Raw genomic sequence first — 11,751 nt, forward strand, 5'->3', positions numbered from 1 at the left:
ATCTTGCGCAGCCGTTTTGCGATAGGCGGTTCGTCGATTTCTCGAAAGTCCCGGATTTTCGGGGTTTTTCCGTTATAAATCGCGAAATCCCACCTATTCCCGGATAATCCCGGTCACTGCCATATGATATTGCGGGTTACAGCACGCAAACTACCGGCGCAGGCCGCTTCGCACACTCGACGAACTTTGAGAGAAAAACTTTTTAGAGGATTGTTGGTCTACAGGGCCAGGCGAGGTTTATTGAACCTAAAGTAAACTTCATACTTTCGATCTAAGTGATTGGAAAATATGGTGGGCGATGAGAGACTCGAACTCCCGACATCTTCGGTGTAAACGAAGCGCTCTACCAACTGAGCTAATCGCCCGACTGACTTGTCAGCCGCTGTGAGAGCCGTTTAGGCTGTTCGTTTGGAGAGTGCAAGCGGAAAAATTAGAAAAATGCATTTTTTTAGTTCTCCGGCTAAAATCGATAGGCCCGCTGGGGATAACTCAAATCGGCGCTCTTATAAGAACTACGTGTGAGAGCCTGATTCATGCACTTGATCATGCAACGCGATTCTATTTTCCATTTAATTTGAATGCGTTCGGGCGATACATGCAGAGATGTGGATAAAAGCTCCCCTATAAGAAAGCCCGCAAAATGGGGGCTTTTAAAATAAAATCGAATTTCTTCTTTTTTCTTCAGACCACTCGCTTGACACTCGTGAGAGAACCCCTTAAACGACCGCTCACACCGAACGGAAACGCCGGTGACTACCCAGCCAAACGGCTGAAAATGAAATGCGCGGGTGTAGCTCAGTTGGTTAGAGTGCCGGCCTGTCACGCCGGAGGTCGCGGGTTCGAGCCCCGTCACTCGCGCCATTTTCTTTCAAGAATTCGATCATAAAATCTTGAAGAAAATGGCGCTTCTCGCGTTTTTATTCCCCATGATGAAACATTCAAATCTTATGCTCAGTCATGCCTGATAGAGAGCTTTATCTCGCCGCGTGCTTAGCCGCGCAAGCGAATTAGCGTCATCATTCATATTGTCAGGGTGGGGCTATTTCGCTTTACGCTTCCAGGAGAGATAGGCGACAGACAAAATCCCGGCCAGAATGACCAGAACGTCGCCACTTGTGAGCAGGTATGTGCTCAAATCTCTCTCCTTTTATTAAGCTCAGACTTTGATGTCGAAGCGATGAGGTGTTCGTACCTGCAGTTTCGTCAGCATTTGATTCTTATGCCAATGCGAAAGCGCTACGATCCTGAGGGGCAATTCTAAAAAATAGTGGCTGATTGCTGAAGGCACGCGAAACCACTCATTGAATCGCTGGCGCTAATTCATTTCAAGAATCGTGGACATGACGATGAGAATTTTCCGCCGGTAGCGACAGGTCGGCAGAAGTGAGGAGAGGGCTGTTTTGCACTTTATATATAAGTGTGATTTTCACTCTCTATATATAAAGAGTGCTCAGCGACTTTCCTGAAGCGAAGCTGCGCCTCAATTTATTCCGCATTCGAAAGCAAGCGAGTGAATCGCATCCCGGTTTGCGCTTCGCAATGAATGTGAGCAATAGAAATGAATCGGAGGCATTTGCGGTGAATGACAGGTGCGAACTTGATTGAAAATCCGCCGTCAGTTTTGTCGCTCGCATCTAAATCGATTGATTCTATTCGCCTCAAAATGGCGAAAGACGGTTTGTCTCTAAATACTCACGAAATTATGATGTTTTCGTGCTATACGAAAATAGGGTGGCATATATGGGCTTGATGTTGCCTCTTATTAAGCATCTTGACCGGACTATACCCGCCTGATCGCGTTGGAGGGCTTGCGCTTGCGCGCATGCTGCGCTAACCGTCCCCGCGAAATGAACTAAGTTCGCACGGCATGCCTTTTGAAGCTGCTTGAGGCGACGAGGTCGCAATAGATGCAATGTGTCGCATGGTGGTAAGCTTCAAAAAGCTTATGACAGGCGGCGCAGCCTCGTATTCAAGCCGGATAAGGATCATGAACGAGCTTTTAAGTTCCTATTTGCCGATTGTCATCTTTCTCGGCATCGCAATGGTAATCGGTGTAGCCCTTCTGGTTGCGCCGTTTCTAGTCGCGTACAGACAGCCCGACCCGGAAAAGCTTTCAGCTTACGAGTGCGGCTTCAATGCCTTTGATGACGCCCGTATGAAATTCGACATCCGTTTCTATCTGGTGTCGATTCTCTTTATCATCTTCGATCTCGAAGTCGCCTTCCTGTTCCCGTGGGCAGTGTCCTTCGGTGCAATCGGCTGGTTTGGTTTCCTGTCGATGATGTTGTTCCTTGGTGTTCTGACCATCGGCTTCATCTATGAATGGAAGAAGGGAGCGCTGGAATGGGATTGACCGGCACAAATCAGTCGTCGGGTTCGACGCTCATTGCTCCGCAGCCAAAGGGTATTCTCGACCCTCGCACGGGCAAGCCTGTTGGCTCCGACGATGCGTTTTTCAACGATCTGAACAGCGAACTGTCTGACAAGGGTTTCATCGTCACATCTGCTGACGCTCTGATCACCTGGGCACGTACTGGCTCGCTGATGTGGATGACCTTCGGTCTCGCATGTTGCGCTGTGGAAATGATGCACATTTCCATGCCGCGCTATGACGCCGAGCGTTTCGGTATCGCGCCGCGCGCATCTCCACGCCAGTCCGATGTTATGATCGTAGCAGGTACGCTGACCAACAAGATGGCTCCGGCTCTCCGCAAGGTCTACGACCAGATGCCTGAGCCACGTTACGTCATTTCGATGGGTTCATGCGCCAACGGCGGCGGCTATTACCACTACTCTTATTCTGTAGTGCGTGGCTGCGACCGCGTTGTTCCGGTCGATATTTATGTTCCAGGCTGCCCGCCAACGGCGGAAGCTCTGCTCTACGGCATTCTGATGCTGCAGAAGAAAATACGTCGTACAGGTACGATCGAGCGTTAATAGGGCTTTCGCAGTCCCGTTGGTGCAAGAGGGTTTATTAGAGTTCGATCCGTTTTCCCAAGGATGGGTCGAAATCTAAAAGAGGAAGTTAGAGATATGAGCGAAGAAGCTCTTGGTGAACTTTCCGGCTATGTAAAAGAACGTCTCGGCGATGCGATCGAAGAGGCGAAGCTGGCCTATGGCGAGCTTACTCTTAATGTTCCGGTTACGAGCCTGATCAGCGTTCTGACGTTTCTGCGCGATGACGTGCAGTGCCAGTTCGTGAACCTGACGGATATTTCCGGCGTAGACTATCCGCAGCGCGTTCAGCGCTTCGATGTTGTCTATCAGCTCATGTCTCCACGCCAGAACCTCCGCATTCGTGTGAAGGTTAAGGCCGATGAAGATACGCTGGTTCCTTCAGCTGTCGGCGTTTACGTCGGTGCTGAGTGGTTTGAACGTGAAACATACGACATGTATGGCGTTCTGTTCTCTGGCCACCCGGATCTGCGTCGCATTCTGACCGATTACGGTTTTGAAGGTCATCCGCTGCGCAAAGACTTCCCAACGACTGGTTTTGTTGAAGTTCGCTATAGCGATGAAGCAAAGCGTGTCGTTTATGAGCCTGTCATGCTGCGACAGGAATTCCGCAATTTTGATTTTCTCTCGCCATGGGAAGGGACGGATTACGTCCTGCCGGGCGATGAGAAAGCCAAGACGAACTGAGCGACAGGAAGCTGAACATGGCTGAGACTCAGGTCCGCAACTTTAATATCAACTTTGGTCCGCAGCATCCTGCTGCGCACGGCGTTTTGCGTCTTGTTCTTGAACTCGACGGCGAAGTCGTGGAACGCGTCGATCCGCATATCGGTCTGCTGCATCGCGGCACTGAAAAGCTGATGGAAACGAAGACCTATCTTCAGGCACTTCCTTATCTCGACCGCCTCGATTACGTAGCGCCGATGAACCAGGAACACGCCTACGCTTTGGCTGTTGAGCGTCTGCTCGGCATCACAGTGCCGAAACGTGGCCAGCTGATCCGCGTTCTTTTTTCGGAAATCGGCCGTATCCTGAACCACATTCTGAACGTGACCACGCAGGCCATGGACGTCGGCGCACTGACGCCGCCGCTCTGGGGCTTCGAAGAGCGTGAAAAGCTGATGGTGTTCTACGAGCGCGCTTGTGGCGCCCGTATGCACGCAGCTTACTTCCGTCCAGGTGGCGTTCATCAGGATCTGCCTGATCAGCTCATTGAAGATATCGGCAAATGGATTGATCCATTTTTGTCGACGACGCTTACGAACCTCGATGATCTGATTACGCCAAACCGCATTTTCAAGCAGCGTAACGTCGATATTGGCGTTGTTTCGCTCGAAGATGCATGGGCATGGGGCTTCTCGGGCGTCATGGTTCGCGGTTCGGGTGCAGCATGGGATCTGCGTAAGTCGCAGCCTTATGAATGCTACAACGAAATGGAATTCGATATTCCTATCGGCAAGAACGGTGACTGCTATGACCGTTACCTGATCCGTATGGAAGAAATGCGCCAGTCGGCTCGCATCATGCGCCAGTGCGTAGATCTTCTGCTTGGCAAGGAACGCGTCGGTCCTGTTTCGAACACCGACAACAAGATCGTGCCGCCGAAGCGCGGCGAGATGAAGCGCTCGATGGAAGCGCTCATCCATCACTTCAAACTTTACACGGAAGGCTACCATGTGCCTGCAGGTGAAGTTTACGCAGCAGTTGAAGCACCAAAGGGTGAATTTGGCGTCTTCCTCGTATCGGATGGCTCCAACAAGCCTTACCGCTGCAAGCTGCGCGCACCGGGCTTTGCCCATCTTCAGGCTATGGATTTCCTGTGCCGCGGCCACATGTTGGCTGACGTGTCGGCAATTCTTGGCTCGCTCGATATCGTGTTTGGTGAGGTTGACCGCTGATGTCCGTTCGCCGTCTCGCAGATGATGCCGTCCAGCCGGCTGGTTTCGCTTTCAACGCGGAAAACCAGGCCTGGGCGCACAAGACGATCGCAAAATATCCGGAAGGCCGTCAGCAGTCGGCTGTTATTCCGCTGCTCATGCGTGCGCAGGAACAGGATGGCTGGGTCACGAAAGCCGCTATTGAACATGTCGCTGATATGCTCGATATGCCGCTGATCCGCGTTCTAGAAGTTGCGACTTTCTATACGCAGTTCCAGCTCAAGCCAGTTGGCACTCGCGCGCACATTCAGGTTTGCGGCACCACGCCATGCATGTTGCGTGGTTCGGAAGCCCTGATGGATGTTTGCCGTCATAAAATCCACCACGATCCTTTCGAGCTTAATGCCGAAGGCACGCTGTCGTGGGAAGAAGTCGAATGCCAGGGCGCTTGCGTCAATGCACCGATGGTCATGATCTTCAAGGACGCTTATGAAGATCTGACGCCAGAACGCCTGGCTGAAATCATCGATACGTTCGAAGCAGGCAAGGGCGACACTGTTAAGCCAGGTCCACAGGATGGCCGCATCACGTCTGAGCCTATGGGCGGACTGACGGCTTTGACCGAAGATCTGGACTACAGAAAAGTTGGTCTGGAAACCCGTAAGGCATCGGATGCCGCAGTTGCCAAAGCCAAGGCGGAAGCCGAAGCAAAGGCAAAGGCGGAAGCTGAAGCCGCAACCAAAGACGGAAGCAGGTGAGACATGCTGGCTGATAAAGATCGCATCTTCACCAATATTTATGGCTTTAAAGACCAGTCGCTGAAAGGCGCTATGTCGCGTGGCCATTGGGATAACACCAAGGGCTTCATCGAAAAGGGCCGCGACTGGATCATCAACGAAATGAAGGCTTCCAACCTTCGTGGACGTGGTGGTGCAGGCTTCCCGACTGGCCTCAAATGGTCATTCATGCCGAAGGAAGTGACGGATCGTCCGCATTACCTCGTCGTGAATGCCGATGAATCAGAGCCGGGCACTTGTAAGGACCGCGAAATTCTGCGCCACGATCCGCATACGCTGATCGAAGGCTGCGTGATCGCCGGTTGTGCCATGAGCGCCCATACCGCTTACATCTATCTGCGCGGCGAATTCATGCGTGAGCGTGAAGCGCTGCAGGCAGCAATTGATGAGTGCTATGACGCTGGCCTTCTGGGCAAGAACAATAAGTGCGGCTGGGATATGGATATTTTCCTCCATCACGGCGCTGGCGCTTATATCTGCGGTGAAGAAACAGCTCTTCTCGAAAGCCTTGAAGGCAAGAAGGGCCAGCCACGTCTGAAGCCTCCGTTCCCTGCGAACATGGGCCTTTATGGCTGCCCAACGACTGTTAACAACGTTGAATCGATTGCTGTTGCTCCGACAATCTTGCGTCGCGGCGGTGCATGGTTCTCGTCTATTGGTCGTCCGAACAACGTCGGCACCAAGCTGTTCCAGATTTCTGGTCATGTGAACACGCCTTGCACCGTTGAAGAAAGCCTCGGCATTACTTTCCGCGAGCTGATCGAAAAGCACGCTGGCGGTATCCGTGGTGGCTGGGACAATCTGCTCGGTGTTATTCCTGGCGGTGCTTCCTGCCCGATTATCAAGGGCGAAGACATGATGGATGCCATCATGGACTTTGACGGTATGCGCGAAAAGAAATCTTCGTTCGGTACGGGCGGCGTGATCGTCATGGACAAGTCCACTGACGTGATTAAGGCAATTGCCCGTCTTTCAGCTTTCTTCAAGCATGAAAGCTGCGGCCAGTGCACGCCTTGCCGTGAAGGCACGGGCTGGATGTGGCGCGTCATGGAACGCATGGTCAAGGGTAACGCGCAGAAGCGCGAAATCGACATGCTTCTCGACGTAACCAAGCAGATTGAAGGTCACACGATCTGCGCGCTTGGTGATGCTGCTGCATGGCCTATTCAGGGCTTGATCCGCAATTTCCGTCCGGAAATTGAAAAGCGCATTGACGATTATACACGCAACGCTGTTCAGAGCCGCAACATCCGCCTCGAAGCGGCTGAGTAAGCGGAAGAATACGTTGTATGTCCGCCCGGGAAGGGCGGACTTTAGAGTTTGACATCTGGAAGATGCGGCAAGAGCCGCAGGTTTGGATAAGCGATGGCAAATATTAAGGTTGACGGCACAGAGATCGAAGTACCCGATCACTATACGCTCCTTCAGGCTGCCGAAGCCGCGGGGGCTGAAGTCCCGCGTTTTTGTTTCCACGAACGGCTTTCCATCGCTGGAAACTGCCGCATGTGCCTTGTTGAAGTGAAGGGTGGACCGCCAAAGCCGGCAGCATCCTGCGCTATGGGTGTTCGCGATCTGCGTCCTGGCCCGAACGGCGAAGCACCTGAAATTTTCACCAACACGCCTATGGTCAAGAAGGCCCGCGAAGGCGTGATGGAATTCCTGCTCATCAACCATCCGCTCGATTGCCCGATTTGCGATCAGGCAGGTGAGTGCGATCTGCAGGATCAGGCAATGGCATTTGGTACCGATGGCTCGCGCTATCGTGAAAACAAGCGTGCTGTTGAGAACAAGTATATTGGTCCACTCGTCAAGACCGTGATGACACGCTGCATTCACTGCACGCGCTGCGTCCGCTTCACGACTGAAGTGGCTGGCATTTCTGAGCTCGGCCTTATCGGTCGCGGTGAAGATGCTGAAATCACCACCTATCTTGAACGCGCAATGACCTCGGAACTGCAGGGCAATGTTATCGACCTTTGCCCGGTTGGTGCTCTGACTTCGCGTCCATATGAATTCCAGGCTCGTCCGTGGGAACTGAACAAGACTGAAACCATCGACGTGATGGATGCTGTCGGTTCGAACATCCGCGTTGATACCCGTGGCCGTGAAGTGATGCGCATCATGCCGCGCGTCAATGAAGCGGTGAACGAAGAGTGGATTTCCGACAAGACCCGCTTCATCTGGGATGGTCTGCGCACCCAGCGCCTTGATCGCCCATATGTTCGCAAGGATGGTCGTCTTGTTGCAGCATCGTGGCCAGAAGCTTTCGCAGCAATCGCTGCCAAGGTTTCCGCTACTTCCGCTGACAAGATTGGTGCAGTCGCTGGCGATCTGGCTTCGGTTGAAGAACTCTATGCTCTGAAAAGCCTCATTGCATCGCTCGGCTCGAAGAATATCGATAGCCGTCAGGATGGCGTAGCACTTGATCCAGCTTTGGGTCGTTCAAGCTATCTCTTTAACACAACGATCGAAGGCATTGAAAATGCTGACGCTCTTCTGATCATCGGCTCCAACCCACGCGTTGAAGCCGCTGTTCTGAACGCTCGTATTCGCAAGCGTCAGCGCATGGGCCATTTCCCGATCGCTCTGATCGGCGAACAGGCTGAACTGCGTTACGACTACGAATATCTGGGTGCAGGCGCAGACACACTCGCAGCAGTTGCTTCGGGTAAGAACGCATTCCGCGACGTGCTGGCAAAGGCTGAACGCCCACTGATCATCATTGGTCAGGGCGCACTCACCGGCGAAAACGGTGCAGCAGTTCTCGCATCCGCTGCAAAACTTGCTCAGGATGTTGGTGCAATCAACGGTGAGTGGAACGGTTTCTCGGTTCTTCACACAGCTGCTTCCCGGGTCGGTGCTCTTGATCTCGGCGTTGTTCCGGGTGAGGGCGGCAAGGCTGCTCGCGATATGTTGGGCAATCTCGATGTTGTGTTCCTGCTCGGTGCAGACGAACTCGACATGACGACCAAGGGTTCGAGCTTTGTTGTTTATATCGGTACGCATGGCGATGCCGGTGCACATGCCGCTGACGTTATCCTCCCAGGTGCAGCTTATACCGAAAAGTCGGGTACATGGCTCAACACTGAAGGTCGCGTACAGCTCGGCAACCGTGCTGGTTTCGCACCGGGCGAAGCAAAGGAAGATTGGGCAATCCTGCGCGCTCTTTCCGACACGCTCGGCAAGCGTCTGCCATTTGACAGCCTCGCACAGCTTCGCGCCAAGCTCTATGCAGACTTCCCGCATATGATGGCGATCGACACTATTGCGCCTGCTTCGGCCGACGACATCGTCGCGCTGGCTGCAAAGGCATCCAACATTTCCGGCGGCGCTGCGTTCGTTTCGCCGGTCAAGGATTTCTACCTGACGAACCCAATCGCGCGTGCTTCCGCTGTCATGGCCGAGTGCTCGGCGCTTGCGGCCGGCAGCTTCCAACAGGCAGCTGAGTAAGCGAGAGAGAGACGGAATAATGGACGGAATTTTTGCAGCTTACGTCTTGCCCGCGCTAATCATGGCGCTGAAGTCGGTCGTTCTGCTTGTCGTATTGCTGATCGTCGTGGCTTACCTGCTGTATGCGGATCGTAAGATCTGGGCAGCTGTTCAGCTTCGCCGCGGACCAAACGTTGTTGGTCCATGGGGTCTCTTTCAGGCTTTCGCCGATCTTTTGAAGTTCGTCTTCAAGGAACCAATCATTCCTTCGGGCGCAAACAAGGGCGTGTTCCTTCTTGCACCGTTTGTTTCAGCGGTTCTGGCAATGGCAACCTGGGCAGTCATCCCGGTCAATGAAGGCTGGGCGATTGCTAATATTAATGTCGGCATTCTCTATATCTTCGCCATTTCTTCGCTTGAAGTTTACGGCGTGATCATGGGCGGCTGGGCCTCGAACTCGAAGTACCCATTCCTCGGGGCACTTCGTTCGGCAGCACAGATGGTCTCTTATGAAGTGTCGATCGGTTTCGTGATTGTCACGGTTCTTCTGACGGTTGGCTCGCTCAACCTGACTGATATCGTGCTGTCGCAGAATACGGGTCTCGGTACATCGCTCGGCCTGCCTGCTTCGTTCCTCGACTGGAACTGGCTGGTACTGTTCCCGATGTTCGTGATCTTCTTCATTTCGGCGCTTGCTGAAACGAACCGTCCGCCATTCGATCTTGTCGAAGCTGAATCTGAACTCGTGGCCGGTCACATGATCGAATATTCGTCCACGCCGTTCCTTCTGTTCTTCCTCGGCGAGTATGTGGCGATCACGCTGATGTGCGCCCTGATGACCACACTCTTCCTTGGCGGCTGGTTGCCTCCGGTTGACGTATGGTTCCTCAACTGGGTTCCGGGCATCATCTGGTTCATGCTCAAGCTCTGCTTCTGCTTCTTCATGTTCGCCATGGTGAAGGCTTTCGTACCGCGTTACCGTTACGACCAGCTGATGCGTCTGGGTTGGAAAGTGTTCCTGCCGATTTCGCTGGCAATGGTTGTTCTGACCGCGACCGTCATCAAAGTCTTCGATCTGGTGTAAGGAGAAAGACAAATGGCTTCATTCGCACAAGCCGCGAAATCCCTCCTTCTCAAGGAATTCGTCGGTGCTTTCTTCCTCTCCATGCGTCAGTTCTTTGCGCCCAAGGCGACACTGAATTACCCGCATGAAAAAGGTCCCGTTTCGCCACGTTTCCGTGGCGAGCACGCGCTGCGCCGTTATCCCAACGGTGAAGAACGCTGCATTGCCTGCAAGCTCTGCGAAGCGATCTGCCCGGCGCAGGCAATCACCATTGAGGCGGGTCCACGCCGCAATGACGGCACGCGCCGCACTGTGCGTTACGACATCGATATGGTGAAGTGCATCTATTGCGGTTTCTGTCAGGAAGCCTGTCCGGTGGATGCAATCGTTGAAGGTCCGAACTTCGAGTTTGCGACCGAAACCCGCGAAGAGCTGTACTATGACAAGGACAAACTCCTTGCCAATGGCGATCGCTGGGAACGCGAAATTGCGCGCAACATCGCGATGGATGCGCCATATCGCTGATTGGTTTTGCTGAAACTTTGTTTCGGCATCCGGTTTGAAAAGCGGCAACAAGAAGGGGCGGCCCGTCTTGTTGCTGGAATTTAAGTTTCGCGATTATTCGCGGCAAACAAAGACTAAAGCGGATGAAGCAATCAGGCTTTGTCCACGGAAAGGTGTTGGGGGATCCCCATGCTGACAGGTATTGCGGCAGCGTTCTTCTATCTGTTCGCCTTTATCATGATCGCAAGCGCGTTCATGGTGATTGCGGCACGCAACCCCGTGCATTCGGTGCTGTTTCTGATCCTCGCTTTCTTCAATGCAGCGGCGCTGTTCCTGCTGACGGGGGCCGAGTTCCTCGCCATGATCCTGCTCGTCGTTTATGTCGGTGCTGTGGCGGTTCTCTTCCTCTTCGTTGTCATGATGCTGGATGTTGACTTCTCCGAATTGAAGCGCGGTGCGCTGCAATATGCGCCGGTTGGCGCTCTGGTCGGTCTCATTCTTTTGGGCGAGCTGATTGTTGTTTTTGCGGGTTCGATGTTCACGCCTAAGCTGGGGCAGGGCGCCGTTCCGATACCTGATCTTGCTGAACGCACCAACACCGCAGCCCTCGGTGATATTCTTTACACCGACTTCGTCTTCCACTTCCAGATTGCAGGATTGGTCCTTCTCGTAGCCATGATTGGCGCGATCGTTCTGACGCTGCGGCACAAGCCGAATGTTAAGCGCCAGTCGATCCCGGATCAGGTCGCTCGTACGCCTGAGACGGCGATCGAGATCAAGAAGGTCGAACCGGGCAAGGGCATCTGAGGATAAGAATATGGAAATCGGTATTTCTCATTATCTGACCGTTTCGGCCATCCTGTTCACCCTTGGCGTTTTCGGTATCTTCTTAAACCGTAAGAACGTCATCGTTATCCTGATGTCTGTCGAATTGATCCTTCTCTCGGTCAATCTCAATTTCGTGGCGTTTTCTTCTGTGCTTGGCGATATGGTCGGACAGGTTTTCGCGCTCTTCGTTCTGACTGTTGCGGCTGCTGAAGCAGCTATCGGTCTGGCAATCCTCGTTGTTTTCTTCCGTAATCGCGGCTCCATCGCGGTGGAAGACGTCAATGTTATGAAAGGTTGA

11 protein-coding genes and 2 tRNA genes are annotated in these 11,751 nt (G+C 53.2%); 12 read left to right on the forward strand and 1 reads right to left on the reverse strand.

What is annotated here, in order from left to right; genetic code table 11:
- Window positions 1–289: 289 nt before the first annotated feature.
- Window positions 290–365 (reverse strand) — tRNA-Val (locus tag CEV34_RS13075).
- 419 nt (window positions 366–784) lie between these two features.
- On the opposite strand from CEV34_RS13075, the gene CEV34_RS13080 reads away from it, so the two are divergent.
- The 12 genes from CEV34_RS13080 to nuoK all read left to right on the forward strand — a co-directional run bounded on the left by CEV34_RS13080 (window position 785) and on the right by nuoK (window position 11,751).
- Window positions 785–861: transfer RNA gene (locus CEV34_RS13080), tRNA-Asp, on the forward strand.
- 1,126 nt (window positions 862–1,987) lie between these two features.
- On the forward strand, window positions 1,988–2,353 hold the full coding sequence (locus tag CEV34_RS13085) for an NADH-quinone oxidoreductase subunit A (protein WP_007874537.1): 366 nt from the start codon (window positions 1,988–1,990) through the stop codon (window positions 2,351–2,353).
- Window positions 2,344–2,937: a NuoB/complex I 20 kDa subunit family protein gene (locus CEV34_RS13090; protein WP_007874538.1), complete on the forward strand. Its 594-nt coding sequence runs from the start codon at window positions 2,344–2,346 to the stop codon at window positions 2,935–2,937. The genes CEV34_RS13085 and CEV34_RS13090 overlap by 10 nt, the downstream gene beginning before the upstream one ends.
- A gap of 96 nt (window positions 2,938–3,033) precedes the next feature.
- Window positions 3,034–3,642 carry an NADH-quinone oxidoreductase subunit C gene (locus tag CEV34_RS13095; RefSeq protein ID WP_007874539.1) on the forward strand — a complete coding sequence of 203 codons (609 nt, stop codon included), beginning with the start codon at window positions 3,034–3,036 and terminating at the stop codon, window positions 3,640–3,642.
- 17 nt (window positions 3,643–3,659) lie between these two features.
- Window positions 3,660–4,853 (forward strand): NADH-quinone oxidoreductase subunit D, encoded by a 1,194-nt coding sequence (locus CEV34_RS13100; RefSeq protein ID WP_007874540.1) that lies wholly within the window; start codon window positions 3,660–3,662, stop codon window positions 4,851–4,853.
- Window positions 4,853–5,590, forward strand: a complete 738-nt coding sequence (nuoE, locus tag CEV34_RS13105; RefSeq protein ID WP_007874541.1) for an NADH-quinone oxidoreductase subunit NuoE — start codon at window positions 4,853–4,855, stop codon at window positions 5,588–5,590. Before CEV34_RS13100 ends, nuoE begins: the two co-directional genes overlap by 1 nt.
- A gap of 3 nt (window positions 5,591–5,593) precedes the next feature.
- Window positions 5,594–6,901, forward strand: coding sequence for an NADH-quinone oxidoreductase subunit NuoF (nuoF, locus tag CEV34_RS13110; protein WP_007874542.1), 1,308 nt, complete (start codon window positions 5,594–5,596; stop codon window positions 6,899–6,901).
- Between the two features lie 93 nt (window positions 6,902–6,994).
- Entirely contained in the window at window positions 6,995–9,079 is a 2,085-nt protein-coding gene (nuoG, locus tag CEV34_RS13115) for an NADH-quinone oxidoreductase subunit NuoG (RefSeq protein WP_007874543.1), read from the forward strand.
- A gap of 19 nt (window positions 9,080–9,098) precedes the next feature.
- Window positions 9,099–10,142: an NADH-quinone oxidoreductase subunit NuoH gene (gene nuoH / locus CEV34_RS13120; protein WP_007874545.1), complete on the forward strand. Its 1,044-nt coding sequence runs from the start codon at window positions 9,099–9,101 to the stop codon at window positions 10,140–10,142.
- 12 nt (window positions 10,143–10,154) lie between these two features.
- Window positions 10,155–10,646 (forward strand): NADH-quinone oxidoreductase subunit NuoI, encoded by a 492-nt coding sequence (nuoI, locus tag CEV34_RS13125; protein ID WP_007874549.1) that lies wholly within the window; start codon window positions 10,155–10,157, stop codon window positions 10,644–10,646.
- Between the two features lie 168 nt (window positions 10,647–10,814).
- Window positions 10,815–11,432: an NADH-quinone oxidoreductase subunit J gene (locus CEV34_RS13130; RefSeq protein WP_007874551.1), complete on the forward strand. Its 618-nt coding sequence runs from the start codon at window positions 10,815–10,817 to the stop codon at window positions 11,430–11,432.
- A 10-nt stretch (window positions 11,433–11,442) separates the two neighbouring features.
- Window positions 11,443–11,751: an NADH-quinone oxidoreductase subunit NuoK gene (nuoK, locus tag CEV34_RS13135; protein WP_007874552.1), complete on the forward strand. Its 309-nt coding sequence runs from the start codon at window positions 11,443–11,445 to the stop codon at window positions 11,749–11,751.

Source organism: Brucella pseudogrignonensis (genome assembly GCF_002252525.1).
Lineage (GTDB): Bacteria > Pseudomonadota > Alphaproteobacteria > Rhizobiales > Rhizobiaceae > Brucella > Brucella pseudogrignonensis.

Excerpts from the sequence above, each read along its gene's own strand:
- nuoE (WP_007874541.1), top strand. The coding sequence starts at position 4,853 with ATGTCCGTTCGCCGTCTCGCAGATGATGCCGTCCAGCCGGCTGGTTTC.
- nuoI (WP_007874549.1), top strand. The coding sequence starts at position 10,155 with ATGGCTTCATTCGCACAAGCCGCGAAATCCCTCCTTCTCAAGGAATTC.
- CEV34_RS13085 (WP_007874537.1), top strand. The coding sequence starts at position 1,988 with ATGAACGAGCTTTTAAGTTCCTATTTGCCGATTGTCATCTTTCTCGGC.
- nuoG (WP_007874543.1), top strand. The coding sequence starts at position 6,995 with ATGGCAAATATTAAGGTTGACGGCACAGAGATCGAAGTACCCGATCAC.
- nuoK (WP_007874552.1), top strand. The coding sequence starts at position 11,443 with ATGGAAATCGGTATTTCTCATTATCTGACCGTTTCGGCCATCCTGTTC.
- CEV34_RS13090 (WP_007874538.1), top strand. The coding sequence starts at position 2,344 with ATGGGATTGACCGGCACAAATCAGTCGTCGGGTTCGACGCTCATTGCT.
- CEV34_RS13130 (WP_007874551.1), top strand. The coding sequence starts at position 10,815 with ATGCTGACAGGTATTGCGGCAGCGTTCTTCTATCTGTTCGCCTTTATC.
- nuoF (WP_007874542.1), top strand. The coding sequence starts at position 5,594 with ATGCTGGCTGATAAAGATCGCATCTTCACCAATATTTATGGCTTTAAA.
- nuoH (WP_007874545.1), top strand. The coding sequence starts at position 9,099 with ATGGACGGAATTTTTGCAGCTTACGTCTTGCCCGCGCTAATCATGGCG.
- CEV34_RS13095 (WP_007874539.1), top strand. The coding sequence starts at position 3,034 with ATGAGCGAAGAAGCTCTTGGTGAACTTTCCGGCTATGTAAAAGAACGT.
- CEV34_RS13100 (WP_007874540.1), top strand. The coding sequence starts at position 3,660 with ATGGCTGAGACTCAGGTCCGCAACTTTAATATCAACTTTGGTCCGCAG.